This is a genomic window from Ornithinimicrobium faecis (genome assembly GCF_023923225.1).
GTDB lineage: Bacteria > Actinomycetota > Actinomycetes > Actinomycetales > Dermatophilaceae > Ornithinicoccus > Ornithinicoccus faecis.
Window position 1 is genome coordinate 2,777,541 of the sequence record NZ_CP099489.1, and the last position, 26,422, is coordinate 2,803,962.

Here is a 26,422-nt window from a genome sequence, read left to right on the forward strand (position 1 = left end):
GCCGTGGCACGGCTAGGAGCCCGCCTCCCGGCGGTCGTCGGGCCAGTGGGCGCTCGCAGCTGAAGGGCGTTGAGCAGCACGGAGCCGGTGGCCGCCGGTGGCCTGGTCGTGCAGCCGCTGGGCGATCCGCTCAACCTCCTCGATCCGCGGGGTTTCGCAGGGACGGGAGTAGACCAGGTCGTTGGTGCGCCAGAGCATCATCCGGTCGACCAGCGGGGCCGGCTCGGGCGGCAACTTCCAGCGTGCCTCGGGCAGCAGGTCGAAGCGGAGAAGGTTGATGTCCTGGCCTTTGACCATCATCGTGGTCAGCCGCACCGACTCAACGTCGGTCCACGGGACCCACAGGTGGCGTCGCTTGTGCAGGATGCGGAACTGGGCTGCTCCCAGCACGAGGGCAGGCTCGGGGTCCAAATAGGTGCGACGGTGCCACAACAGCACCGCCACGGCGACCGCCCCGACGATCACGGCGGAGGCGATGATCCAGCCCCGTCTCTCGGAGGTGTCCACCAGAGCCGCCCCGACGAGCAGGGCGCCGACCACGAGCACGACGATCGTCCAGCGCAGCGCCATAAAGCGCCGATAGCGAGCCCGGTCCAGGCGAACGACGACCTCGTGTGGCTCCCTCGGGACTTCGGGCAGGCTCACGAGCCCCAGCCAGCAGCTCCCTGGGCTGCGCGGAAACGTTGCCCACCGGTGGCGTGATCGTGCAGCTGCATGGCGGCGACGGTGACGTCCTGGAACGAGGGGGTGTCCGCCGGACGGGCATAGGTCAGATCGTTGGTTGCCCAGCTAAACATCCGATCCAGCAGTGGTGCCTTGCCCTGGGGCAGCTTGCCCTGGGCCTCGGGCCGCAGATCGAAGCGCAGGATCTCCGAGCGCCCCAGCCCCGCGCCGCGCGTGAGCACGGTGATGTCCTGCACGTCCGCCCACGGCACCCAGAGGTGCTGGCCCTTGTGCAGGCAGCGGAACTGCTGGCGCGTCAGGACCAGCGCTGGCTCGTCCTGCAGATAGGTGGTGCGCTGCCAGTGGATGCTCAGGCCGCCCAGCACGATCACGAGCAGGCCGCCGATGATCGCGCCGATCCGATAGCCGGGGTCCTCGGTGAAGATCGCCAGCGCGATGCAGGCGACCCCGACCAGGCCCAGGGCCAGACCGGTCATCAGGAACCGCCGCTGATAGCGGGCCCGGTCGGCTCGCACGACGATCTCGTCGGGCAGACCCAGAGCCGGGTGCGGCACAGGGCTCTGGTGCGGGTGTGACGGTTGATTCCCCATAGGCCCCATATTCCCACGGCCGCACTCCACCGACCTCTACGCTGCACCCATGACCCCTGCTCGCGGGTGGCACCTGGTGACCTTTCTCACGGTGTCAACCGCCCTCATCCTCCAGACCGTCCTGGTGATCAGCGGCTCCGCGGTGCTGGACGAGACCTCGGTGCCATCCCTGGCCACCCGCCTGTTCCAGATGTTCTGCTATTTCACGATCCAGTCCAACCTCCTGGTGGCCATCTCGGCGGCCGGGCTGGTGCTGGACCCGCACCGGGACGGACCGTGGTGGCGGGTGGTCCAGGCCGACGCGGTGCTCGGCATCACGCTCACTGGCGTGGTCCACTTCATCCTGCTCCGACCCCTGTTGAGCCTCACCGGATGGCCAGCCGTCGCCGACACCCTCCTGCACCTGGTGGTGCCGGCGCTGGTCATCTCGGGGTGGCTCCTGTTCGGTCCCCGGCCCCGCCTGGACACTCGCACCGTGTGGCGGTCACTGATCTGGCCCATCGCCTGGCTGATCGTGACGCTCATCCTCGGCGCCGTCCGCGACTGGTATCCGTATCCGTTCCTGAATGTCACCGAGCACGGTTACGTCCAGGTGCTGCTGACCAGCCTCGCGGTGACCGGCGCCTTCCTGGTGCTGGTCATAGCAGTGCGGCTGGCAGAAAAGCTCCTGCCAGCCGCACCGCGTGCCCCGCGTTCGTCTCAGTCGGTGTAGAGCGCGTCCAACTGGTCGGAGTATTTCTTGGTGACCACCCGCCGCTTGAGCTTCATGCTCGGCGTCAGGTCGCCCTCCTCGATCGTCAGGTCGTGGTCGAGGATGACGAACTGCTTGATCTGCTCCCAGCGGTTGAGCTGGACGTTGAGCTCGTCGACGTAGCCCTGCACCATCTCCCGGCAGGCCGGCGAGGTGACGATCTCGGCATACTCCTTGCCGCCCAGGCCGTTCTGGCCGGCCCAGCCCTCGATCGCCTCGGGGTCGAGGGTCACGATGGCCGAGACGAACTTGCGGCCGTCACCCTCGATGACCAGCTGGCTGGCGTAGGGGCAGATACCCTTGAACATCGACTCGATCACCGACGGCGCGACATACTTGCCACCGGAGGTCTTGAACAGGTCCTTCTTGCGGTCGGTGATGCTCAGGAAGCCGCGCTCATCCACCTCGCCGATGTCACCGGTGCGGAACCACCCGTCGCTGTCGAGAGCCTCCGCCGTGGCGTCCTCGAGCTCGTGGTAGCCGGAGGTGACGCCCGGACCGCGCAGCAGGATCTCCCCGTCCTCGGCGATCTTGACCTCGGTGCCCGGCAGGGCCCAGCCGACGCTGCCGAACTTGTATCCACCGGCGTGTGGCCGGTTGACGAAGGAGGCGGCGCTGGTCTCGGTCAGGCCGTAGCCCTCGATGATGCGCAGCCCGACGGCGTCGAACCACTCGGCCACGTCGCGGTTGAGGGCGGCTGACCCGGAGATGAAGAAGCGGACGCGGCCACCGAAGCGTTCCTGGACCTTCTTCAGCACCACGGCGTTGGCCACCTTGTGCTGCAGGGCGAGGACTCCCGAGGGCTCCTTGCCCTGCTGCTGCACGGCACTGACCTTGCGGCCGACCCCCGTGGCCCAGTGGAACAGCTTTTCCTTGATGCCGCCGTCCTGCGCCATCATCATCGTGATCTTGCCGTAGGCCTTCTCGAAGATGCGAGGGGCCGCACCCATGAAGGTGGGCTTGACGATCCCGACGTTCTCCACGATCTTGTCGACGCGGCCGTCCACCGCGGTGGGGAAGCCGATCTGCAGGGGCAGCACGAGCAGCACCTTGCCGAAGACATGGGCCAGGGGCAGCCAGAGGTATTGCAGGTCGTCCTTGCTCAGGATCCCGATCGAGTCAACGGCCGCCGCCTCGTAGGTCCACGCCGAGTGCGGCAGGAGGACCCCCTTGGGCCGCCCCGTGGTGCCCGAGGTGTAGATGATCGTGGCCAGGTGCTCGGGGGTGAGCTGGTCGATGCGCTCGTTGATCAGCTCGGGCTCGGCAGCAAGGCGTGCCTGTCCGCGCTCCTCGAGCTCGGACAGGGAGATGACCCAGTCGCCGTCTCCCTCACCATCGATCACCACGACCCGGCTGACCTCTGGGATGTCGGGGCGGTGCTCGCGCAGCTTGGCGACCTGCGTGGCGTCCTCGGCGATGACCACCTTGCTGCCGGAGTCAGCCACGATGTAGGCGACGTCCGCAGACAGGGTGGTGGGGTAGATCGTGGTCGTGGCGGCCCCGGCCGACATGACAGCCAGATCAAAGAGCACCCACTCCAACCGCGTGGCCGAGCAGAGGGCGACCCGTTCCTCAGGAGCGACGCCCAGATCGACCAGGCCAGCGGCTAGTGCGTAGGCGCGTGCGGCGGAGTCGGCCCAGGTGAGCGACTCCCACGACTCGCCGACGGGATAGCGGAAGGCCTCCGTGGTCGGTGTCGCGCTGACGCGGTCACGGAAGAGGTGACCCACGCTCGCGACACGATGGTCGATGGTGGCCTGGTCGAAAACTTCGTCACGGGCGGACAGTGCCATTTACTCGTCCTTCGTTGGGCGGGTGTTGCCAGTGATCTTCTCAGGTCATGCCGCAGATTAGGTAGTAGGTGCGCCGAAGAGATCAGACCGTTACCTGCGGGTATCCAGTGCAGCCGATCGGCGGACGGGCACGGAGCGTCGGCGGCGCGGTGCGGATCTGTCGTGCGGGCGCTGGCAGGCCGCCACCAGTCCGACCGCGAGCCAGCAGGCAAACATCGAGGAGCCGCCATAGGACAGGAACGGCAGCGGGAGGCCAGTGACCGGCATGAGGCCCACGTTCATCCCGATGTTCTCCACGGTCTGGAACAGCAACCAGCCGGCAACCCCCACCGCCACCAGACGCGCGAACGGGTCGTCGGTGCGCAGGGCAACCCACAGCGCCCGCAGCACAACGAAGAGCAGCAACCCGATGATGCCGAGGCACCCGATCAGCCCCAACTCCTCCCCTGCGATGGAGAAGACAAAGTCGGTGTGCTGGAACGGGATGAAGCCGCCCTGGGTCTGGGGCCCCTGCCCCACCCCTGCACCACTCCATCCACCCGAGCCGATCGCCAGACGTGCCTGTTGCGTCTGATAGCCGATGCCCTGCGGGTCGCGGGACGGGTCGACGAACGCCAGCAGCCGGTCCAACTGATAGGCGTCCAACAGCGGGATGCGGATGGCCGCGGTCACCGCCAGTGCCGCACCGCCAACAGCCAGCGCCGTCCAGCGACGAGCCGCCCCCGAGGCCGCGACGACCCCGACGGTCAGGAACCCCAGCACCAGGGCGGTGCCAAGATCTGGCTGGAGCAGGATCAGCACGATGGGGACGCCCGCCAGCCCCCAGGCCGTGAGCACCTCACGCCAGGTCGGTGGCCTCGTCGTGTCCCGCCCCTCGGCCAGGATCATCGCCAGGCCGACACACAGGGCGATCTTGGACAGCTCTGCCGGCTGCAGCGAGAAGCCACCGGGCAGGTGGATCCAGGACCGGGAACCGTTGATGGTCACCCCGAGCGGGGTCAGCACGACCACCAGACCCAGCAGGCCCGTGAGATAGAGCCAGGGCGCCGTGGCCCTGATCCAGCGGACGTCCACCCGCAGCAGGAGCACCGCCATGGTGACGCCGATGCCCGTGTTGATCAGGTGTCGCACGGCCAGAGCCGGTCCGACGTCCGCATGGGTGCCCGACCAGACCAGCACCGCCCCGATCAGACTCAGCCCGAGGGCCGCGATGTAGAGCCCCCAGTCAATCCGCAGCCACGCCACCGACTATCCGAACAGGAGTGATCGGCTGACGTCCACGTCCTGACCGATCTGGGTGAGCAGCTCCTCGATCGAGTCGAACCGCACGTTGCCCCGCAGGCGGGCGACGAAGTCGACGCCAACGTGCTCGTGATAGAGGTTCAGGTCGGTGCGATCGAGCACGTGCGCCTCCACGGTCCGTTCCGGCACGTCATCAAAGGTCGGGTTGGTGCCGACCGAGATCGCAGCGGGCAGGCGACGCTCCGGGTCCCCGAGCGGGAGATCCAACCGTTCCAACCACCCGGCATACACCCCGTCGGCCGGCACGAGCCCCGCAGTCTCACTGCCCAGGTTGGCCGTCGGGAACCCGAGCTCGCGGCCGCGATGGTGCCCGTGCACGACCTCACCGGTGACCCGGTGCGGGCGGCCCAGGATCTCAGCTGCCTCCGCCACCGCTCCGTCGCCCAGCAACCGGCGCAGATGGGTGGAGGACCAGTTGCGCTCACCGGCGGTGGTCTCCCCCACCGCGTGCAGCTCGATCACGGCAAAGTCGTGCGTCACGCCCAGCTCCCGCATGGTGTCGATGTTGCCGGAGTTGCGGACCCCAAAACGGGAGTCCGAGCCGAGCACCACGCCGGTCGCCCCCAGCGCCTCGACGAAGACCGTGCGGACAAACTCCTCAGGCGTCTGGGCAGCCAGCGCCTCCGTGAACTCCAGGACGAGGACCGCGTCCACCCCGGTGCCGGCCATCAGGTCGAGACGGTGCTCCAGTCCGGCGATCTGGACGGGGGCCCGGTCCGGGTGCAGGACGGCCAGTGGTGGAGGGTCAAAGGTCACCGCGACCGCCTGGGCCTCGCGCAGCGCGGCCTCTCGGACGACGGTCCCCAACAGGGCGCGGTGGCCGCGGTGGACACCGTCGAAGTTGCCGAGGGTCACCACGCTGGGTCCGAAGCCGGACGGGATCTCCTGCAGGTTAGTCCAGCGCAGCACGGGGTCCACTCTAGGACGTGGGGAAGACGACATGGCTGCGCGCCTCCTGCCGTGTCTCGTCAAGCATGGCCACCAGTCGTCCGTCGGGGCCGATCGCAGCAACCGGCTCGAGGCGTCCGGGCTCGATCGCGGTCAGCCGTTTGCCGTGGCCCAGATCGATCGACTCCTGCTCCGTGAGCTCGCGCACGGGGAAACTCGCGGCAGCCGCGGCGGCCAGCGGGATCAGGTGTGCCGGGGCACCGTCCTGCTCGAGCTGATCCAGCGTCACGGCTCGGGACAGGTCAAAGTCACCGACCCGGGTGCGGCGCAGGGCCGTCAGGTGCCCTCCCACCGTGAGATCGGCCCCCAGATCACGGGCCAGGGCCCGCACATAGGTGCCTGAGCTGACATCAACCTCGACGTCGAGGTCCAAGAAGGTCGCGTCGTCGCGTCGCCGCGTCAGGACCTCGAACCGGTGCACCGTGACGGGCCGCGCGGGCAACTCCACGTCCTCGCCCGCACGCACGCGCGCATAGGACCGCTTCCCGTCGATCTTGATGGCGCTGACGGCACTGGGGACCTGCTGGATCGGACCCGTCAGCCTGGACACGGCCGCGGCGACCTGCTCGTCTGTCACGGCAGTTGTGTCGCGTGTGGCGGTGACCTCACCCTCGGCGTCATCAGTCACGGTGCTGGCGCCCAACCTGATCGTGGCCGTGTAGGTCTTGTCGGCCCCCACCAGGTAGGTCAGGAGTTTGGTGGCACGGTTGACCCCCAGCACCAGGACCCCCGTGGCCATCGGGTCCAGCGTCCCCGCGTGCCCGACCCGGCGGGTCGCGCACAGCCTGCGCGAGCGGCCCACCACGTCATGACTGGTCCAACCGGCCGGCTTGTCGACGACCAGGAGTCCGTCACCGGCCGGCTCACGGCCAGCACCCTCCCGTGGCGGACGCCCGCTCTCAGCCCCGCCCGTCGGCATACTCGTCTGTCTGGTCATCTCCGGACTGGTCGTCACTGGGCTGGTCGTCACTGGTCTGGTCATCAGTCCCGTCACCATCCGCGACGGGCGCCGCCTCAGCGACAGCACCGTCGGCCGCGTCGTCCACGGACTCGGGCTCTCGCGGCTTGCGGTAGGGGTCCTCGTCGCCGGCATAGCCGCTCGCGGCACGGGTGGCGGCCAACTCTGCGTCCCGCTCGTGCACCTGACGGAAGATGTCCTCCATGTGGGCGGCGTCCTCGGGCAGCGCGTCGGGGACGAACTCCAGGGTGGGCGTCAGCCGGATGCCCAGGCCCTTGCCCATGTGGGAGCGAAGTCGCCCACGGTAGGCCTCCAGGACCTCTGCCGCGTCGGCTCGCTCCTGGTCACCGCCCAACACGGTGTAGAAGACCGTGGCCTGCTGCAGGTCGCCGGTGACCCGTGCATCGGTGATCGTGATGAACCCCAGCCTGGGATCCTTGACCAGGGTCTCAATTCCCTGAGCCATCAGGACCTTGATGCGCTCGGCAACCTTGCGGGCGCGTGCGGGATCAGCCATGTCTCCTCCTCGATCGGACGTGCCGGGTCAGTCTAGGTCTCCGGGCGCCGCCCCGATGACACGCACCACCGTGAAGCGTCCGGACGCGGGAGAGCCCGGGCGCAACAGGTGCGCCCGGGCTTCCCGGTGATCAGGCGTCGATCAGCTGCGCGGGATCTCGCGCATCTCATAGGTGGTGATGAGGTCATCGGGCTGGACGTCGTTGAACGAGCCCAGGTTGATGCCGCACTCGAAGCCCTCGCGGACCTCGGTGACGTCGTCCTTGAACCGCCGCAGACCGGCGATCTCCAGACCCTCGGTGATGACCACGCCCTCGCGGGTGATGCGTGCCTTGGCACCGCGACGGATCTCGCCGCTGCGGACCAGGGAGCCAGCCACGTTGCCGAACTTGGAGGAGCGGAAGATCTCGCGGATCTCCGCGGTGCCCGTCTCGACCTCCTCGTATTCCGGCTTGAGCATGCCCTTCAGGGCGTCCTCGATGTCCTCGATGGCCTGGTAGATCACGCCGTAGTAGCGGATCTCCACGCCCTCGCGCTCGGCGACGTCGGCGTTCTGCCCCTCGGCCCGGACGTTGTAGCCCAGGATGATGGCATCCGAGGCGGCCGCCAGGTTGATGTTGTTGAGGGTGATCGCGCCAACACCGCGGTCGATGATCCGCAGGCCGACCTCCTCGCCAACATCAATCTGCAGCAGCGCGTCCTCGAGGGCCTCGACCGAGCCAGACACATCGCCCTTGAGGATCAGGTTGAGAGTGTCCACCTTGCCAGCGGCAAGGGCCTCGTTGAGGCTCTCCAGGCTGATCCGCTTGCGCGCCTTGGCCAGCGACGCCTGCCGGTCTGCACCCTCGCGCTTCTCGGCGATCTGACGGGCGGTGCGGTCGTCCGGGGCCACCAGGAAGGTGTCACCCGCCCGCGGCACCGATGCCAGGCCGAGCACCTGCACGGGACGTGACGGAGTCGCCTCCTGCACATTGTTGCCGTGCTCATCGAGCATGGCACGCACACGACCGTGCGCCGAGCCGGCCACGATGGCATCCCCGACGGTCAGGGTGCCCTGCTGCACGAGGACCGTGGCCACGGGACCGCGACCGCGGTCCAGGTTGGCCTCGATCGCCACACCGCGGGCGTCCTTGTTGGGGTTGGCCCGCAGGTCCAGCGCGGCGTCTGCGGTGAGCAGCACCGCCTCGAGCAGCGTGTCGATGTTCTGGTCGTTCTTGGCGGACACGTCCACGAACATCGTCTCGCCGCCGTATTCCTCGGCGATCAGGTTGTACTCGGTCAGCTGCTGACGCACCTTCTGCGGGTTGGCACCGTCCACATCGATCTTGTTGACCGCCACCACGATCGGCACGTCCGCCGCCTGGGCGTGGTTGAGCGCCTCGATCGTCTGCGGCATCACGCCGTCGTTGGCCGCCACCACCAGGATCGCGATGTCGGTCACCTTGGCACCACGGGCACGCATGGCGGTGAACGCCTCGTGACCCGGGGTGTCAATGAAGGTGATCGGACGGTCAGCGCCCTCGTGATGGGTGTGCACCTGATAGGCACCGATGTGCTGGGTGATGCCACCGGTCTCGCTCTCGCCGACGTCGGCCTTGCGGATGGCGTCCAGCAGTCGCGTCTTGCCGTGGTCGACGTGACCCATGACGGTCACGACCGGCGGACGCGCCTCCAGGTCCTCATCGGTCTCCGCCTCGGTCTCGGCATCGAGGTCGATGTTGAAGGAGCTGAAGAGCTCGCGCTCCTCCTCCTCCGGGGAGACGACGCGGATGTCGTAGCCCAACTCGGCGCCGAGCACGCCGAAGGCGTCCTCGTCGAGCGACTGCGTGGCAGTCGCCATCTCACCGAGGTGGAACAGCACGGTCACCAGCGCTGCGGGGTCGACGTTGATCTTGTCGGCGAAGTCGCTCAGCGAGGCACCGCGGCGCACCGTGATGCTCTGGCCGTTGCCGCGCGGAACACTGACGCCACCGATGCTGGGCGCCTGCATCTGCTCGAACTCTGCGCGCTTGGCCCTCTTGGACTTGCGTCCGCGGACCTTGCCGCCTCCACGACCGAAGGCACCCTGTGTGCCGCCACGCCCACGAGGGCCGCCGCCACCGGGACGACCGCGGAAGCCACCACCGGGCGCTCCGCCGGGACCACCGGGGCCACCGGGACCGCCACCACCGGGGCGGCCACGACCACCCGGGCCACGGGCCGGACGCTCGCCCGGACGGGGCACGGCTGCACGGTCGGGCATCATGCCCGGGTTGGGGCGTGGGCCACCGGGACGCGGTGCACCCGGACGGGGACCGCCCGGACCGGCCTGGTTGCCGCGGCTGCCGCCCGGACGTGGCATGCCCTGCGACGACGCAAACGGGTTGTTGCCCGGACGCGGTGATCCGGCGCGGTCTCCGCCACGCTCGCCGCGGTCTCCACGGTCACCACGGTCGGGCCGCTCGCCACCACGGTCCGTGCGCTCGGCACGAGGCCGCTCACGGCCCATGCCCTGCGAGGACGCGAACGGGTTGTTGCCCGGCCTCGGCCCCGGCTTGCCACCGGGTCGCGGGGCCTCCTTGCGCGGGCCAGGAGCTGCTGGCTTCTCGGCCGTGGGGCGCGGTGCGGACGGGGTTGCCGCCGCAGCCTCGCCGGAACGCTCGCCCGGCTTCGGTGCTGCCGGGGCGGCCTCTGCTGGCGTGCTCTGCGCCGGTGCCGCGTCCGCCGGTGTGCTCGCCGCGGGGGCGGGCTTGGCTTCTGCTGCGGAGGCCGCGGGGGCTGCCTGCTGGGAGGGTGCCACCGGGTCGGCCGGCTTGGCCGGACCAGGCACGGCCGGACCAGGGGTGGCCGGGCCCGGCTTGGCGCCACCCGGCTTGGGGGCGGTGGGGGTGCTGCCGGCCTGGGGCTCGGCGGACTTGGCCGTCGCCTTCGCGGGGGCAGTGCTCTTGGCGGTGTCGGCCTTCTTGGCCGCCGCCGGGGGATTTTCACGAATCTTGCGGACCACGGGGGGCTCGATGGTCGACGATGCCGACCGGACGAACTCTCCCTGCTCCTTCAGGTGGGCGAGCAGCGCTTTGCTCTCAACCCCGAGCTCCTTAGCGAGCTCATAGACCCGAACCTTAGCCACAGTTCTCCTTCGTTGGGCGTCTCGGTCCGAGCCTCTTCGGGCGCGTGACCGGGACTATTGCTGGTGGGTGCTCATTGCTGAGTACTCATCGGGTGCTCATCAGCGTCAAACCCGCTTCCGGTTCCTCGATGACAGGGCCACGCGGCCCCGCCTGGTGGCGCCCGGTCCAGTTGGACCAAGCGTCTGGCGTCCGACCCGGGCGGGTCGAACGGTCCCGTGTGCCAGGTCAGTCCTGCTGACCCAACAACGCCATCAGTGCTGCGCTGTCCGGTCGGCCGGGCACCCGAAGGGCCCGTCCGAACGCACCGCGCTGGATGGCAACCGTCACGCACTCCGGTGTGAGATGCACATAAGCACCCCGCCCCGGTCGGCGTCGTCGTGGGTCGGGGATCAGGTCCCATCCCTGGCCGGGACCGTGCTGGTCACCGGCGACGACGCGCATCAGTGCGGTCTGCTCCGCCCGCTGCCGACACCCCAGGCACGTGCGCACCACAGTGCGACCCGACTGGCGCTCGGACGGCGGAACAACCTGCACCACTCTACAGGGTCACTCGCTCGGAGACACGTCGGACGGGGCCGACCCCGGTCCCTCGGCGTCCGCAGTGTCTGGGCGGATGTCGATCTTCCAGCCGGTCAGCTTGTGGGCCAGTCGGGCGTTCTGCCCCTCCCGGCCGATGGCGAGGGACAGCTGATAGTCCGGCACCACGACGCGTGCCTGCCGGGCCCGGTCGTCCACGATCGTCACCGACTGCACCCGAGAGGGGGACAGCGCCGAGGCGACGAACGTGGCAGCGTCCTCGCTGAAGTCCACGATGTCGATCTTCTCGCCCTGCAGCTCGGTCATCACGGCCCGCACCCGCTGGCCCATCGGGCCGATGCAGGCGCCCTTGGCGTTGACGCCGGGGATCGTGGAGTGGACAGCGATCTTGGTCCGGTGACCGGCCTCGCGTGCCAGCGCCTCGATCCGCACCGTGCCGTCGGCAATCTCGGGCACCTCGAGGGCAAACAGCCGTCGCACCAGGTTGGGGTGCGTGCGCGACAGCGTGATCTGGGGGCCACGCGGACCGCGCTTGACGCCCACCACGAAGCAGCGCAGCCGCTGCCCGTGCTCGTAGGCCTCACCCGGCACCTGCTCGGAGGTCGGCAGCTCGCCCTCGACGGTGCCAAAGTCCACCAGCACGTGCCGTGGGTCGTTGGACTGCTGGATGACGCCGGACACGATGTCGCCCTCGCGGGCACGGAAGTCGCCCAGGATCGCGTCGTCCTCAAGCTCGCGCATGCGTTGCACGATGACCTGACGGGCCGTGGCCGCCGCCACGCGGCCGAACCCCGCGGGGGTGTCAACGAACTCGGGCCCCGGCTCGCCGCGCAGCCCGGTCTCCTCGTCGATCTCCCCAGCCTCACGAGCCCACACCGTGACGTGTCCGCTCTTGCGGTCCAACTCGACCCGAGAGTTTGGGAAGTGGCCCTCGACCCGCTCGTAGGCCATGAGCAGCGCCTGCTCGATGGCCTGCACGATCGTCTCGAGCGGGATCTCGCGCTCTCGCTCCAGTTGCCGCAGCACAGCGATATCGATGTCCATCAGTTGTCCTTCCCACCCGGCCGGGTGAACTCCACCTGCACCTTGGCCGCGCTGATGCGGTCATAGGGCAGCAGATTGTCGGGGGCGTCAGCCAGCCGTATGCCGTTGTGTCCGGCCTCGAGGAGCCTCGCCTCGGTCTCGGCGCCAGTGTCGGCACTCTCACCCTGGGCGGACTCACTCACGCGCAGCCGCAGCAGACGGCCGACATTGCGGCGGAACTGCTCGGGGGTGCTCAGGGGGTGGTCCACACCGAGGGAGGTGACCTCCAGGGTGTAGGGCGCCGAACCCATCGCGTCGGAGTCATCGAGCCCGACTCCAACGGCCCGGCTGGCCTCGGCCACCTCATCGAGGGTGAGCGGCTCCACAGCACTGGTCAGGTCCTGCGCGAGCAGGTCGCTCACGTCACGAGCAACTCCCACACGCACCAGGCGACGTTTGCCAGCGGGGTGCACCGCGACGTCCTCGACGACGACACCGCTGTCCGCGAGCGCGGCTGCTGCCGCCTCCCGAACCTGCTCGGCCTGTCCCATGCTGGGTGCCTCCCTCTTCTGCTGTCGCGATCACGATCGATCGTGCCGGACTGACACCGGAACGGCCACTCTAGCCGCTCCGGTGTGTCAAGATCGCCGTCATGGCCAATGCAGTGACGCGTCGTTCCGTGCTGGCCGTGATCGGGGTGGGACTCGGGGCAGCGCTGGCAGGTTGCGACAGCGGCGAGGAACCCACCGTGAGCACGGCCACGCCCGGTCCCGAACAGCCCGAGGACCCCGCAGACCTGAGCGACCCCGAAGAGACCGACGCCCCAGCGCCCGCCACGGCCGCCGACTCCGCAGCGCTCGTGCTGGCCCTCGAGCGGACCCGCGCGCTGGCGACTCGTTGTCAGCAGATCCGCGGCGCGACGGGCGGGCACCTGAAGACTCAGCAGCAGGTGCAGGAGGCCCTGGACCTGCAGGCACGTGTGCTGACCGACGTCCTGGAGGCCGGCAGTGTGGCCCTCCCCGAGCCGAGCACGGCCCCCACAGGTGACGCGTCCGCGGGTGACGGGGCGGCCTCAACCGGTGCTCCGGGTGACCAGTCGACCTCCACCAGCGACCAGTCGGGAGCCACCGCTGGCCCAGGCGGCGACGGGGACACCGCGACGGCCACGATGCCGCCGGCCGAGCGGGCTGCTGCCGACCTGCGGGCGCTGGGCAAGGCGTGCCTGGAGGACGTTGCTCCGGCCGCCCTGACGTCCCTGAGTGAGGTCAGCGCCGAGAACCTGCCCATGCTGCTCTCGATCGCCGGGCAGCGCGGGGCCACCGCGCACCTGCTGGGGCACCAACCCCGGTGGGAGGAGCTGTCCGGACCGACCGGTGACCCGGCCGCAGCGGTGCTGGATGCCTACCGCCCCGCGGTCTACGGTTTCGAGGTCCTCGCCGCGCGTGCCTCCGGGGACGAGCGCACGGCATACGAGAGTGTCCTGACCTCCCTGCGCGCCGTGACCCGCCAGCTCACCCAGCTCGCCGGTGACGCGGCCTCACCGGCACCCCTGGGCTACGGACTCCCAGGTGGCACTGCGGGACAGGAGGGACGCGCCGCCCTGGCGAGCGACCTGCTGGCCGTCCTGCCGCCGACGATCATGGGGCCAACCGCCGGCTTTGCTGGCGACCCGGCCTCGGTGGCGGGGGCGGTCCGGCTGCTGGCCGAGTCCGTGCGACTCGCCCAGCCCTGGCGGCCTCTCACCGGGTTCCCGGGGATGCAGGTGCCCGGTGCCTGAGGCGGGGTCCGAGCCACTCCCCCGAGCCGTCACCGACCTGGTGCCACCAGGGCTCATCGAGCGCCTGCGACGGCAGGTTCCCGCCCCAGGGTTTGTCTCCGGCACGCAGTTCCTGCCCACGCTCCCCCGGCTGGTCCAGGACCTGCTCGATGCGTGGGGCCTGGTGGCGGACGGTCCTGCGCGGCACGGTTATGCGGCGCTGGTGCTCCCAGTCACCGGTGCGGACGAGCCCGCCGTGCTCAAGATCGCGTGGCCGCACCCGGAGGCTCGCGATGAGCACCGAGCGCTGCGCGCCTGGGCCGGCGGCGGTGCGGTGCGGTTGCTGGCCGCGGACCCGACCCGGTGGGCCGTGCTCCTGGAACGGCTGGATCCGCGGGACCTGGACGGACCGCCCGTGGGAGTCCTGGAGTCCTGTGAGGAGATCGGACGGCTGGCCTCCGTGCTCGAGCGCCCCGCCCCACCGTGGGTGAGTGTGCGGGCCAGCGACAGCCTGCGCCTCCTGGTGGAGGACCTCGACGAGGTGCGAGCGGGCGAGCACGCGGGTGCCCTCCCGCGCCGGATCCTGGACCGCGGCCGCGCCCTGGCCCTGGAGCTTGCGGACGAGCCGGGCATCGACGCCGCCCTGGTGCATGCCGATCTGCACCAGGAGAACGTGCTGTGGCGACCTGACCCCGGTGAGTGGGTGGCCATCGACCCGCAGGCGATGGCCGCCGACCCGGCCTGGGTGGTGGCACCAGCGCTGTGGAACCGCTGGGCGGAGGCCGTGGCTGCGCACGACACCCGAGTGCACCTGGGCCTGCGTCTGGAGGTGCTGTGCGAGGCCGCCGGCCTCGACCCGGACCGGGCCCGGGTGATCACCGAGTTGCGGATCCTGCGCAACGCCGTCTGGGACGTGCAGGAGCAGCCGCCCGACCTGGCCGAGGCGCTGACTCGCCACGTCACGATCATCAAGGCGATGCAGCCCGCCTGACCTGTGCACCTTTTCTCTGGTGGGTGGGGTCGGCTTCTCTGGTGGGTGGGTCGGCGCTGGCAGCGTGGGTCACATGCTGGCGTAGCGTGCCCGCGCGAAGGAGTACAGCCCGTAGGCCGCCAGACCGATGGCCACGAGCAGCAGCATGACCCCGCCCAGCGGCTGGTCGCTCAGCGTCTTCAGCGCGGCGTCCAACCCGGTTGGTTGATCCGGGTCGGCCTGCAGCGCAGCCACTGCGATGAGTCCGCCCACCACGCCGAGGGCCGCGCCCTTGGCGACGTAGCCGGTCACGCCGAGCACCTCGACGGCGCGCGTGACCTCCCGCTGACCGGTCCCCTGCAGGTCCTGCACGAACTTCTTCGAGACGCCCTTGTAGACGTGGTAGGCGCCCACGGCCAGCACGACCAACCCGATCGCCCCGACCAGGAACCGCCCTGCGGGTGCCGACATCAGGGTGGCTGTCGCCTCCGTCGTGGTCTCCCCGCTGTCGGCTCCTGAGCCGGTCACCACCTGCAGCGCCGTCCACCCGAGCGCACCGAAGACGATCCCCTTGCCCACCGACTTGCCACGGTCGACCAGTTGCTCACGGGTCGGGCCGTGGTGCGGCACAACAGCCTCGATCAGGTGCCACACGGCCAGGGCGGCAAAGCCCGCCACGCACACCCACAGCAGGACTGCCCCGCCGGGCGAACCACCCACCTGTTCCAGGGCGCCCGCCTCGTCGGCCTCTCCGGAGGAGGAGCCGAGCGCGACCTGACCCGCGATCCAGGCGATCAACAGATGGACAAGCCCACTGCCGGCATACCCAAACCTGGCGAGGAACTCGAGGGTCTGGCTCCGCCCCGCCTGCTCGGCGAGGTCCTGCACGTCATTGCTCACGGGGTGATCTCATCACAAGGTGCGAGGCCGGCCCGGATAGACCGCGTCGACGTCGCCGTCGAACAGTCGCCAGCAGAAGTCGTTCATCGTGGCCGCGGCGCGCGCGTGACGGCTGATGATGCCCGCAACGGCAGCCGGCACGTCCTGCGGGATGTCGCCGCGTGCGCATCGACGGACGTAGTCATTGCGGGCGGCCAGGCCACCCTGGCTCGTCACCGAGACCCCGCACACCGTGGTGACGAGCCAGTTCACGAGTCGCATCGACGCATAGTCGGCATCGTGCTCGACGTTGGCTGCGACAAAGTCACGCTCGACGTCGCAGAGATCGAACCGCGCCGAGGTGGCCAGACCGAGGTCGACGAGGTAGAGCTGATCATCGTCGGCCCGCAGGTTGCCGAAATGTCCATCCAGGTGAAGCACCTCGCGGCTGCGCAGGAACGCAACGGCCTCCATCAGTTGCCGCTCAACCCGCTCGGCACCATTCACCGGGTCCCGCAGTGTGTCGAGCAGCGCGTGGGGCAGGTGCTCGAGGAACAGGACGAGGCTGCAGTCGGCCCGGTCCAACTCCTCGAGGCGGGTGCGCACCGCCTGGTTGCCGTCGAACTGGGCGACGACCGCGTCGATGTCCTGGTGCTCGGAGGGCACGGGTGGTCGTCCTGGCAGCACGCGCCAGTGGTGCAGGAGAGCAAAGGCCTCGGACTCACCGGACAGGACACCCTCGGTGAGGATCAGGTTCGCGGCCAGCTCTCGCCACGCGCCGAATCCGGGACCCGCAAGGGGGTGCATGCCGTAGTGGCAGGAGGTGGGCAGGTCGAACAGGTTCGCCGTGCTGTGTGGCTGTGCCAACTCGCGGTCGGTGATCGGGATCGCCTTGGCGAAGACGGTGACGCCGTCAACCTCGAGCAGCGAGGACGCACCACCAACGCCCACGGCGCCGGTCGGTGCCGCCTGCAGCAACGCCGCCAGCTCGTCATCGTCGCGGGCCGCGAGCGCAGCGGCCACGGTGTCGTGACGGGCGCGTCGAGTGCTCAGCATCACCCCATCCTGCCTGCACCGTGGCGTGTCGACGCTGGAGGGTAAATCGATCGCATACGGTGGTTAATCGGCGGGTGCCGTGTGGGGTCAGTTGTCCAGGCGTGGTGTGGAAAGAAGGCAGATGGTCAACGTCCTCCTGGCGGGCGGGATATCGATGGTTGTGGCGTTGCTCGGGACGCCGCTGCTGATCAAGTTCCTGGTCCGCAGGCAGTACGGCCAGTTCATCCACGACGACCTCACCCAGCACCATCACAAGCGGGGCAAGCCAACGATGGGCGGGGCCGTCATCATCGGCGCCGCGATCGTCGGCTATCTCGGATCACGACCGGTGCTGGCAGCCATGGATGCCAGCGGCCTGGTGGACGTCCGGCCCAGTCCGCTCACGCTCAGCGCACTGCTGGTGATCTTCCTCCTGGTCGGCCTCGGTGTTGTGGGCTTCTTCGACGACTACACCAAGATCTCCAAAGAGCGCAGCCTGGGGTTGACCTCGACCCAGAAGCTGATCGGCCAGACCCTGGTCACGGTGGTCTTCGCCCTGCTGGCACTCCTCGTGAAGGACGAGCAGGGGCGCGCGCCTGCCTCCACCGCGATCTCTTTCGTGCGGGACACGAGCATCGACCTGGCCTTTGCCGGCCCCGTGGTTGCCGTCGTCCTGTTCCTCCTCTGGGCGAACCTGCTGATCACTGGCGCCTCCAACGGAGTGAACATCACCGATGGCCTCGACGGCCTCGCAACCGGAGCCTGCGTGATGGTCTTCGGCGCCTACACACTGATCAGCCTGTGGCAGTTCAACCAGAACTGTTCCTCCGTGCCCGGGCCGGGGTGTTACGAAGTCCGAGACAGCCTGGACCTGGCGATCATGGCCTGTGCGATCGCTGGGGCCTGCTTCGGCTTCCTGTGGTGGAACGCCTCACCGGCTCAGATCATCATGGGCGACACCGGCTCGTTGTCGCTCGGGGCCGCACTGGCGGGGATGGCCATCCTCACCCACACCCAGCTGCTGCTCGTGATCCTGGGCGGCCTCTTCGTCATGATCACCCTGTCGGTCATCATCCAGGTCACCAGCTTCAAGCTCACCGGCAAGCGGGTCTTCCGCATGGCACCGCTGCACCACCATTTCGAGCTCCTCGGTTGGGCCGAGGTCACCATCGTCATCCGCTTCTGGATCATCGCCGGCACCTGTGTCGCCGTCGGACTCGCCCTCTTCTACGGAGACTGGGCCGTGACTCTCTGAGAGCCGCTTCGGCCGGATGGACCAGCGAATGGACACTTAGCACTTCATAAGTGGCCACTTGAAGATATGCTGGTGGCTATGAGTGAGTCGATGACAATCAACCCGGCGCACCTGTCTGACGAGAGTTGGGCGTCGCTTCGTGCATTCCTGGAGGCAGCGAAGGCGCGTGGCGAGGTCGTCGATGTGTCGGCCCGGCTGGAACTGCTCTCGCCTGCCGAGGTGGCGAGGCGCCTGGGGATGTCGCGCTCGACGGTGCTGCGGCGGATCGCCGAGGGCGACCTTGCGGCCACGAAAGTTGGCACTCACCACCGAATCCCTTTGGCCGAGTTCGAGCGGTACAGCCACGAACTGATGCAGCGGATGGCCCAGGCTAGCGCCGCGGACATCGAGGCCGAGTTGTTCGGTGAGTGAGCCCGCGGTCCTGTTCTTGGACGCCAACAGTCTGGCCTCCCCCGTCACCCGGACCCTGGTGATTGCGGGCGCCCGTGCCGACGGGCTGGAGGTCACCTGGTCTGCCCACGTCGAAGGCGAAGCCGACCGGCATACCCGAGGTGAGGCATCGCTTGTCTCGACTGTCCGCACCGGCATCTTGGGCATGGAATTGTCGCCCACCGCCACGAGCACGGAGGGGCTGGTGACGGTTTCTGTAGAGGACCAACAGGTAGTGGCCGATGCGATCCGGGCCGATGCGCGGTATCTGCTCACCATCGATGTGGACGATTTCGCGGTCGAGGATCTCACTGGGGGCCGTATGAGCGCGGTCAACCCGGACTACTTCATGGCGCTTCGCTTTACCGAGCGCGCCTACCGCGAGGGGGTGGGTCTGCTCGCCGAGGTAGCCAAGAACCCACGGCGCACCGAGGCTGACGTGCATCGCATGCTGGGTCGTCGGCACCCGCATCTGACGCGGCGCTTCGCCAACGCCTACGACACGGCGCCGGTTCCAGCAGACCAAGATCAGCCGAGCGTGCTGTTCCGGGGCGTCGCTTGTCTGCGTTGCGAGTCACGCTTGGAGGTCGGGGAGGGCGGGCGGCTCGGGCTGTGTGTGCGGCATCGGGATTGATGCCCCCGACCGAGGCACTCTCATTCGGCGTCCTCCTGGCTAGGCTGAACGCACCAGCATCCCGAGAATCTGCTTCATGTATCACTCTCACTGACTAGAAGCGAGACACGCATACGCGTGCCACTCGTAAGGAGTGAAGAAGATCGCCAACCGTCTCGCCAACGCGACCAGCCCCTATCTCCTCCAGCACGCCGACAACCCGGTGGACTGGCGCGAGTGGGGTGATGAGGCCTTCGCCGAGGCACGGCGGCTGAACCGCCCGATCTTCCTGTCCGTGGGCTATGCCGCCTGCCACTGGTGCCACGTGATGGCCCATGAGTCGTTCGAGGACGAGGGCGTCGCCGAACTGCTCAACGCCAGCTATGTGCCCGTCAAGGTCGACCGCGAGGAGCGACCGGACGTCGACGCCGTCTATATGGACGCCACGGTGGCCATGACCGGCCAGGGCGGGTGGCCCATGACCTGTCTGCTCACCCCGGAGGGCGAGCCGTTCTGGTGCGGCACCTATCTGCAGCGACCGCAGTTGCTCCAGCTCCTCACCGCCATCGGCGGCGCCTGGTCGGACCAGGAGGCCCAGGTGCGCGCCAGTGGGACAGCAGTCGTCGAGGCCCTGACGAAGGCGCAGTCCGGCTCCGCCCAGTCGCTCCCGCTGAGCGCAGAGCTGCTCGACGCCGCCGTGGCCACCCTGACCCGCAGCTATGACCAGGAGCACCCCGGGTTTGGCTCGGCGCCGAAGTTCCCGCCGAGCATGGTCCTGGAGTTCCTGCTGCGCCACCACGCCCGCACTGGCAGCTCCACGGCCTGGCGGATGGCACAAGAGACGGCCACCGCGATGGCCAGGGGCGGCCTCTATGACCAGCTCGCCGGGGGTTTCGCACGGTATGCCGTGGACCGCGCCTGGGTGGTCCCCCACTTCGAGAAGATGCTCTATGACAACGCCCAGTTGCTCCGCGTCTATGCGCACCTCTGGCAGGCTGCGGTGCGCGACGACGAGGCAGACACGGCAGCCCTGGCCGAGCGGGTGGTCCGCGAGACCGTGGCCTTCCTGCTCGAGTCGCTGCGCACCCCCGAGGGCGGCTTCGCCTCCTCTCTGGATGCGGACACCGAGGGTGTGGAGGGCTCGACCTATGTCTGGACCCCGGCCCAGCTCGAGGAGCTGCTGGGTCAACAGGACGGCAGGCGCGCCGCCACCCTGCTCACGGTCACCGCGTCAGGGACCTTCGAGCACGGCACCTCCACCCTCCAGCTGCTCAACGACCCGGACGACCCCACCTGGTGGGCCACGACGCGAGCCAGCTTGAAAGCGAGACGTGACCTGCGTCCGCAACCCGCCCTGGACGACAAGGTCGTCACGGCGTGGAACGGCCTGACCATCGCGGCTCTGGCCGACGCCGGATCGCTGCTGGACGAGCCGTCCTGGGTGGCGGCAGCGGCCGACGCAGCTCGGCTCGTCCTCGACCTGCATTTCGTCGACGGACGCCTGCGCCGCAGCTCGCGTGCTGGCCGGGTGGGGGCGGCCGAAGCGGTCGCCGAGGACTATGGCGACCTGATCGAGGGGCTGGTCGCGCTGCACGCGGCCACCGCCGACGCTCAGTGGCTCAACGCAGCCGGCACCCTGCTGGAGGATGCGGTGGCGCGCTTCGGCGACGGGCAGGGCATCTTCCACGACACCGCTGCCGATGCGGAGGAGTTGGTCCTGCGCCCGCGGGCACGCGGCGACAACGCGGAGCCGTGCGGGCAGTCGGCGCTGGCCAGCGCGCTGCTCGCCCACGGAGCCGCGGCAGGCTCCGCCCAGCACCTTGAGCTCGGCACGCAGGCGTTGGCACCGATGGGGGTCATCGCCCAGCGGGACCCGCGCTTCGCCGGGTGGGCGCTGGCCGCTGGTGAGGCAGCCCAGGCGGGTCCGCTGCAGATCGCGATCAGCGAGGGCACCGGGCAGCGCGACCTGGTGGACGTCGCCCGGCAGTCCGTCGGGGCGATGGTCGTCGTGGGCTCCCCAGATCAGGCGCCGCCGCTGCTCGATGGCCGGCCAGACGTGGATGGCCAGGCTGCCGCCTACGTCTGCCGAGGCACCGTCTGCGACCTGCCAGTCACCTCCCCCGCCGATCTGCGCGAGGCCCTGACCCGCGGCCGGGGCAGCCAGCTGACTGACTGAGCCCACGCCCGCGTGGCCAGCCCACCTGAGTCCGACCCGACTCAGCCCACTCCCGCGTGGCCAGAACCGCACGCCCAGCCATGCGTCATACAGTGCGAGCATGTCCTCCCGTGGCGGCACCCGACTGCACACCCGTGCCCTGGCTCTGGCCGTGGCTCCCCTCCTGCTGCTGAGTGCGTGCGGCGGCGGTGACGAGTCGGGGCTGGAGCCACCCCCGCTGGACGCCGCAGAGAGCACGGCCACGGGCAGCGAAACCGGCGCCGAGACCGACCAGCCGACAGGGCAGGTTGCTCCCCCCGACGGTTGGGAGGCTGGCGGGGACGAGGACGACCCGAGCGGCTCACCCACGCAGGACGCTGGCGGCGAGCAGACCGAGGAACCCACCACCGAGGAGGCCTCCGAGCCCAAGGAGGTCACGATCGGCGCGGCCGGCGACCTGCTCTCCCACGCCCCCGTGATCGCCAACGCCCAGGCCAACGCGGGTGGGCAGGGCTATGACTTCTCCCCGATGTTCGCCGACGTCAAGGATCTGCTCACCGACAACGACCTCACCGTCTGCCACATGGAGACACCGCTGTCGCCGGACAACACCGACATCACCGTGCCGCGGGTGCTGGTCTTCAACACTCCCCACGAGCTCGCGGACGCCGTGGCCGATGCTGGTTATGACGGGTGCGACTTCGCCTCCAACCACACCTGGGACCAGGGGCTGAGCGGGCTGGCCGACACCCAGCAGGTGATCGAGGACGCCGGGCTGCAGTATGCCGGGCCGGTCGGCGACGAGGCCGACGCCGGGCACTATGCGAGCTATCAGGTCAATGACGTGGACGTCGCGCAGCTGGCCTACACCTACACGATCTATAACTCAGGCCAGCCGACGACCGACATCCCGCCCGAGGCGCCCTGGCTGGGTGAGTCGCTCTGGCCCGTCATCGGCGCCGAGGGCATCATCGAGGATGCGGAGGCAGCCAAGGCGGACGGTGCCGACTTCGTCGTGGTGAGCATGCACTGGGGCAACGAATACTGGACCGACCCCACGGACCAGCAGCGCGAGATCGCCGCCGAACTGCTCGAGTCCGACGCTGTCGACCTGATCCTCGGCACGCACGTCCACGTGATCCAGCCGTGCGAGAAGATCAACGGCAAGTACGTCATCTATGGCCTGGGCAACTTCTTGTCCAACCAGTCACCCGACACCACCGCGGGCAAGTTGCGAGCGGAGACCCAGGAGGGCATGTTCGCCCGCTTCCACCTGGCCAAGGACGAGAACGGCAAGGTCACCTCCCAGATGGACTTCCAGCCAACGCGGGTGCAAATCGACAACCACGTGATCCGGTTGGCGACCCCGGACCAGAACGCCGAGACCTATCACCGGGTCGTGGAGACGATGGACCGCCTCGGCGAGGACGCCTGCGACGCCGAGCCGCTGAGCTGAGCTGAGCTGAGGGACGACGCCAACTGCGCGCATCCTTCACGCGACATGCCGATCGGGCCGTGAAGGATCCATGCAGTTGGTCGGGTGAGTGGGCTGACGGTGGTGACCTGAGTGCCCCATCACGCGCCGGTGCCCGCCCACGACAAGCGTGAGCGGGCACCGACTGGACGACACCTGCGTCAGGGCAGGAACTGCTCCAGCGAGTCCAGGACGTCCTCGGCCACTGCGACCGGACCACCGAGCACGAGCACGCGGGTCGGGCTCAGCCGCTCCAGCGACTCGGCGGTGACCTCGGTGAGCTTGTCGGCGCGGGTGAGCAGGATCGGCACCTCGCGGGAGCCGGCCACGGCAGCACCGGTCAGCGCGTCCGGATAGTCGGCGCCACTGGCAACGAACGACAGGTCAACCGGCCCCTCGAAGCGCTCGGCCAGCAACCCGGCCGTCTCGTAGCGGTCACCGCCACCCACACGCGTGACCTCGGCACCCGTCGCCTCGTCGACCAGGTCCGCGACGTCCTCAGAGATCGCGATCGGGCCGCCGAGCAGCACGACCTCGGTCGGCTCCAGCGCGGCCAGTGCCGTCGCGGTGGCCTCCGGCAGGTGGTCCGGTCGGGTCAGCAGGACCGGTGCCTCCTCGATCGCCGCGGCGGCGCTGCCGACGAGGGCGTCGGGATAGGTCACGCCACTGGCGAGGTAGACCCGCTCGGTGTCGGAACCGTATTCACCGGCGATCGCGGCTGCGGTCTCGTAGCGGTTCTGGCCCTCGTGGCGCACGGTCTCGGCGCCGAGCTCAGCGATGTCCTCCTCGACCCCGGGCAGCACGGCACCGGGCCCGCCGACGATCACGACGTTCTCCGGAGCCAACCGCTCCAGCTCGGCGCGGGTCGCCGAGGAGAGGGCAGTCGGGCGGGTCAGCAGCACGGGAGCGTCCTGCAGTCCGGCTCGGGCCGCCGCGACGAGCGCGTCGGGGTAGGCCTGGCCGGTCGTCACGAAGACGGTGTCGCTCGAGGCGCTCGGGAACTGCTGCGACAGCTGGACGGCCGTCTCGTAGCGGTCGTCACCGGCGACGCGGTCGACACCGCCCAGCTCAACGTCGAACACCGAGGTGCTGCCGGAGACCTCGTTGGCCACAATCACCAACGGGGCACCCGTGGGGCTGTCCTCGGCCGCGACGAACTCAACGCCCTCGGCACCCAGGTCACCCATGCCCTCGACCCACTCGCCGTCAACCTCGACGTCCCAGTTGCGGTTGTTGACGTAGTCGACGTAGCGCACGTTGGCCGGGTCGGTCACGTCGAAGGTCATCACGCCGCCGATGCGCTCCAGGCCCACGAAGGCGAAGCTGTGCGAGCCGACCTGACCGATCGTGACGTATTCGGGCTCGGGGCCCTTGTCGTCGGACCGGTTGTCGAACGACGGGGTCTCGTCGTTGGTGGCGTTAAACGCCTCCTCCGGCAGCTCGCCGGCCTCAATCAGGTCGACGATGGCCTGCTCGATCATGCCCGCGGAGTCGAAGACGACCTCGCCATCGGTTGACAGGATGCTGAAGCTGCGCGCGCCAAAGACCTCGATCTGCTCGAAGCAGTCCGCGCCCTCGCGCAGGCCGGAGCCGATGGAGGCGTTGAGGCGACCGAGGTTGGCCTCCTCCTTGAGCTGGGCCACGCCCTCAGCGCCGCCGAAGGCGTCCTCGCACAGCGGATAGGCGTCATCCGCGATGCGCACCGACTCGACGTAGTCGCCCCACTCGCGGGCGTCGCCCTCGTTGGCGGTGACGATCAGCTGCTCGTCACCGGCGGTGTAGGTGTCGATGCCGTCGGGCATGGCCAGGCCGAAGACCGGGGCGTTGCGCAGGTTGATCGCGCCCTCGCCGTCCTCACCGTCCCGGTTGGAGGTGTCCAGGACGTTGCCCTCGGCACTCCAGTCCTTCAGCGCGATGGACCACAGGTCGGTGACCTCGGCGGTCTCCAGGTCGATGGTGGCGATCGCGTTGGCCTCCTGCAGCGAGACATAGGCGAAGGCGCTGTCGTCACTGATCGCCGAGAACTCCGGCTCGAGGTTGCGGGCCACCCGCCCGGCGGGCTCGTGGCCCTCGGGGACCTCGACGTCCGGGCCGAAGACCCGGACACCGTCGGGCAGGTCGGTGTCCTCGTCGTATGCCGTGAAGCGGGCCGTGCGGACATCGTCCTGGGACACCTCGGCCGGGTCCGCGACGTCGATCACGGAGACCGTGCCCTCAGGGTCGGAACTGAAGTCATCGGCCGGCTCGCCCTCGTTGGCCACGACAACCTTGGTGCCGTCAGGGGTCACGGTGATGGCGTCCGGCAGTGAGCCGACCTGGACGCCGCCGAGAGCCTCGCCAGCGGTGGAGTAGAACAGCGCCCAACCGGGGTCAACCTTGTTGGGGGCCTCGACCGCCACGGCGATCCAGTCGCCGTGGACCTTCACCGAGTTGACGGTGGCACCCTCGGGGAGGACGGTGCCGTCGGACAGCTCCGCCCCCGCCGTGGAGAGGGTCTCGACGTAGGTCGGGTTGCTGGGGTCCGACCCGTCCAGGATGTCGATGGCGCCCTTCTGGGCGTTGACCACGAAGATCCGCTGAGTCGCCGGATCGAAGGAGGTGATCTCCGCCGCCGACTCGTCAAACTGTTCGGTCTCGTGCACGCCGGCGAGCGTCAGAGAGAGCCGCGGGTCAACGGCCGCGGGGGTGCTGTCAGAGGGATCGTCACCTGGGCTGGCGAGGGCTGCCGGCATCATGCCGATGCTGAGAGCAGCCGCCGCCAGGAGGCTCACGGATCGAGATGGTGTGTTCATGACCAGATCTCAGTCGTGCCGGGTGACTGCTCTGTGGCCCTGACGTGGCCCTGACGTGGCCGCCGGGTGTCCGTTGGTGAACGGCCGGTTGCCGCGGGTCAGCCGGTGAACTGGGCGTAGGTGTCGTAGCCGATCTTGAGGATGAAAGCCACCAGCAGCACGACGAACACACTCCGGACAAAGCCGCTCCCGCGGGCCACCGCTGTGCGTGCCCCGAGATAGGCACCGAGCATGTTGCACACGCCCATCAGCAGGCCGACCTTCCACATCACCGCGCCCATCGGGATGAACACGGCCAGGGCGGCCACGTTGGTCGCCCAGTTGGCGATCTTGGCCTTGGCGCTGGCCTGCAGGAAGCCATAGCCGAGCAGTCCCACCAGGGCAAAGACAAAGAACGACCCGGTGCCGGGGCCGAGCGCCCCGTCATAGACCCCGACGCCCAACCCGATCAGGGCGGCGACCACCAAGTGGGAGCGCCCGGAGAACCGCAGCGCCGAGATCTGGCCCATGCTGGGCTTGGCGAGCGTGTAGATCCCCACCCCCACCAGGACGACCAGGATGATCGGGTTGAAGGCCGACTTGGGGATCATGCTGGCGATCAGCGCGCCGCCCAGCGCGCCGAGGAAGGCGAAGCCGGCGAGCGGCAGGGCGGTCGAGAGGTCGGGGCGCACCCGGCGGAAATAGGTGATCGAGCTGACGGTCGTGCCGCAGATCGAGCCGAGCTTGTTGGTGGCCAGGATCTGCACCGGTGTGGCACCGGGAAAGCCGAGCAGCAGGGCCGGCAACTGGATCAGCCCGCCCCCGCCCACGACCGCGTCGATCCAGCCGGCGGCCAACGCGGCCAGGCCCATCAGG

At 69.2% G+C, this 26,422-nt stretch carries 23 protein-coding genes; 8 read left to right on the forward strand and 15 right to left on the reverse strand.

The annotated features are described in order from the left end of the window. Positions 1 to 12: 12 nt before the first annotated feature. Both NF556_RS12965 and NF556_RS12970 read right to left on the reverse strand, forming a co-directional pair. Positions 13 to 645, reverse strand: coding sequence for a hypothetical protein (locus NF556_RS12965; RefSeq protein ID WP_252591343.1), 633 nt, complete (start codon positions 643 to 645; stop codon positions 13 to 15). Beyond that, positions 642 to 1,274 carry a hypothetical protein gene (locus tag NF556_RS12970; RefSeq protein WP_252591344.1) on the reverse strand — a complete coding sequence of 211 codons (633 nt, stop codon included), beginning with the start codon at positions 1,272 to 1,274 and terminating at the stop codon, positions 642 to 644. Before NF556_RS12970 ends, NF556_RS12965 begins: the two co-directional genes overlap by 4 nt. Before the next feature lie 49 nt (positions 1,275 to 1,323). Here NF556_RS12970 and NF556_RS12975 point away from each other — a divergent pair, with 49 nt between their 5' ends. Beyond that, positions 1,324 to 1,986: a Pr6Pr family membrane protein gene (locus NF556_RS12975; RefSeq protein WP_252591345.1), complete on the forward strand. Its 663-nt coding sequence runs from the start codon at positions 1,324 to 1,326 to the stop codon at positions 1,984 to 1,986. On the opposite strand, the gene NF556_RS12980 is transcribed toward NF556_RS12975, so the two are convergent. From NF556_RS12980 to NF556_RS13020, 9 genes are all read right to left on the reverse strand, one after another. Then, entirely contained in the window at positions 1,974 to 3,818 is a 1,845-nt protein-coding gene (locus NF556_RS12980; protein ID WP_252591346.1) for an AMP-dependent synthetase/ligase, read from the reverse strand. The two genes, NF556_RS12975 and NF556_RS12980, sit on opposite strands and share 13 nt — an antisense overlap. A gap of 90 nt (positions 3,819 to 3,908) precedes the next feature. Beyond that, positions 3,909 to 5,063 carry a rod shape-determining protein RodA gene (gene rodA / locus NF556_RS12985; RefSeq protein WP_252591347.1) on the reverse strand — a complete coding sequence of 385 codons (1,155 nt, stop codon included), beginning with the start codon at positions 5,061 to 5,063 and terminating at the stop codon, positions 3,909 to 3,911. A 3-nt stretch (positions 5,064 to 5,066) separates the two neighbouring features. Beyond that, positions 5,067 to 6,029 carry a bifunctional riboflavin kinase/FAD synthetase gene (locus NF556_RS12990; RefSeq protein ID WP_252591348.1) on the reverse strand — a complete coding sequence of 321 codons (963 nt, stop codon included), beginning with the start codon at positions 6,027 to 6,029 and terminating at the stop codon, positions 5,067 to 5,069. 10 nt (positions 6,030 to 6,039) lie between these two features. Then, positions 6,040 to 7,005 (reverse strand): tRNA pseudouridine(55) synthase TruB, encoded by a 966-nt coding sequence (gene truB / locus NF556_RS12995; RefSeq protein WP_252591349.1) that lies wholly within the window; start codon positions 7,003 to 7,005, stop codon positions 6,040 to 6,042. Then, complete coding sequence (gene rbfA / locus NF556_RS13000) at positions 6,968 to 7,543, reverse strand: 30S ribosome-binding factor RbfA (RefSeq protein WP_306270016.1); 576 nt, start codon at positions 7,541 to 7,543, stop codon at positions 6,968 to 6,970. Before rbfA ends, truB begins: the two co-directional genes overlap by 38 nt. Positions 7,544 to 7,684: 141 nt before the next feature. Next, positions 7,685 to 10,648, reverse strand: a complete 2,964-nt coding sequence (gene infB, locus NF556_RS13005) for a translation initiation factor IF-2 (protein WP_252591350.1) — start codon at positions 10,646 to 10,648, stop codon at positions 7,685 to 7,687. A 226-nt stretch (positions 10,649 to 10,874) separates the two neighbouring features. Further along, positions 10,875 to 11,186 carry a YlxR family protein gene (locus tag NF556_RS13010; protein ID WP_345780117.1) on the reverse strand — a complete coding sequence of 104 codons (312 nt, stop codon included), beginning with the start codon at positions 11,184 to 11,186 and terminating at the stop codon, positions 10,875 to 10,877. 9 nt (positions 11,187 to 11,195) lie between these two features. Continuing rightward, on the reverse strand, positions 11,196 to 12,230 hold the full coding sequence (nusA, locus tag NF556_RS13015; protein ID WP_252591351.1) for a transcription termination factor NusA: 1,035 nt from the start codon (positions 12,228 to 12,230) through the stop codon (positions 11,196 to 11,198). Then, positions 12,230 to 12,760, reverse strand: a complete 531-nt coding sequence (locus NF556_RS13020; protein ID WP_252591352.1) for a ribosome maturation factor RimP — start codon at positions 12,758 to 12,760, stop codon at positions 12,230 to 12,232. The genes nusA and NF556_RS13020 overlap by 1 nt, the downstream gene beginning before the upstream one ends. A 101-nt stretch (positions 12,761 to 12,861) precedes the next feature. Here NF556_RS13020 and NF556_RS13025 point away from each other — a divergent pair, with 101 nt between their 5' ends. Continuing rightward, complete coding sequence (locus NF556_RS13025) at positions 12,862 to 13,986, forward strand: hypothetical protein (RefSeq protein WP_252591353.1); 1,125 nt, start codon at positions 12,862 to 12,864, stop codon at positions 13,984 to 13,986. Next, the gene (locus tag NF556_RS13030; RefSeq protein ID WP_252591354.1) at positions 13,979 to 14,956 is read left to right on the forward strand and encodes an aminoglycoside phosphotransferase family protein; all 978 of its coding nucleotides are present in this window, start codon (positions 13,979 to 13,981) and stop codon (positions 14,954 to 14,956) included. Before NF556_RS13025 ends, NF556_RS13030 begins: the two co-directional genes overlap by 8 nt. A 69-nt stretch (positions 14,957 to 15,025) precedes the next feature. Here NF556_RS13030 and NF556_RS13035 read toward each other — a convergent pair whose 3' ends face one another. Further along, positions 15,026 to 15,835, reverse strand: coding sequence for a DUF1206 domain-containing protein (locus NF556_RS13035; RefSeq protein WP_252591355.1), 810 nt, complete (start codon positions 15,833 to 15,835; stop codon positions 15,026 to 15,028). A 12-nt stretch (positions 15,836 to 15,847) separates the two neighbouring features. Then, a complete protein-coding gene (locus NF556_RS13040) occupies positions 15,848 to 16,870 on the reverse strand; it encodes a protein kinase family protein (protein ID WP_252591356.1) in 1,023 nt (340 codons plus the stop codon). 121 nt (positions 16,871 to 16,991) lie between these two features. Here NF556_RS13040 and mraY point away from each other — a divergent pair, with 121 nt between their 5' ends. From mraY to NF556_RS13065, 5 genes are all read left to right on the forward strand, one after another. Further along, positions 16,992 to 18,104 (forward strand): phospho-N-acetylmuramoyl-pentapeptide-transferase, encoded by a 1,113-nt coding sequence (gene mraY / locus NF556_RS13045; RefSeq protein ID WP_252591357.1) that lies wholly within the window; start codon positions 16,992 to 16,994, stop codon positions 18,102 to 18,104. A gap of 78 nt (positions 18,105 to 18,182) precedes the next feature. Further along, positions 18,183 to 18,515, forward strand: a complete 333-nt coding sequence (locus tag NF556_RS13050; RefSeq protein WP_252591358.1) for a helix-turn-helix domain-containing protein — start codon at positions 18,183 to 18,185, stop codon at positions 18,513 to 18,515. Beyond that, a complete protein-coding gene (locus NF556_RS13055; protein WP_252591359.1) occupies positions 18,508 to 19,167 on the forward strand; it encodes a hypothetical protein in 660 nt (219 codons plus the stop codon). The genes NF556_RS13050 and NF556_RS13055 overlap by 8 nt, the downstream gene beginning before the upstream one ends. Positions 19,168 to 19,300: 133 nt before the next feature. Further along, the gene (locus NF556_RS13060) at positions 19,301 to 21,322 is read left to right on the forward strand and encodes a thioredoxin domain-containing protein (protein ID WP_345780118.1); all 2,022 of its coding nucleotides are present in this window, start codon (positions 19,301 to 19,303) and stop codon (positions 21,320 to 21,322) included. 100 nt (positions 21,323 to 21,422) lie between these two features. Continuing rightward, complete coding sequence (locus tag NF556_RS13065; RefSeq protein ID WP_252591360.1) at positions 21,423 to 22,757, forward strand: CapA family protein; 1,335 nt, start codon at positions 21,423 to 21,425, stop codon at positions 22,755 to 22,757. Between the two features lie 179 nt (positions 22,758 to 22,936). Here the strand turns inward: NF556_RS13065 and NF556_RS13070 are convergent, their stop codons facing one another. Continuing rightward, on the reverse strand, positions 22,937 to 25,546 hold the full coding sequence (locus tag NF556_RS13070) for a choice-of-anchor I family protein (RefSeq protein WP_252591361.1): 2,610 nt from the start codon (positions 25,544 to 25,546) through the stop codon (positions 22,937 to 22,939). 119 nt (positions 25,547 to 25,665) lie between these two features. After that, on the reverse strand, positions 25,666 to 26,418 hold the full coding sequence (locus NF556_RS13075) for a TSUP family transporter (RefSeq protein WP_252595804.1): 753 nt from the start codon (positions 26,416 to 26,418) through the stop codon (positions 25,666 to 25,668). Positions 26,419 to 26,422: the final 4 nt, after the last annotated feature.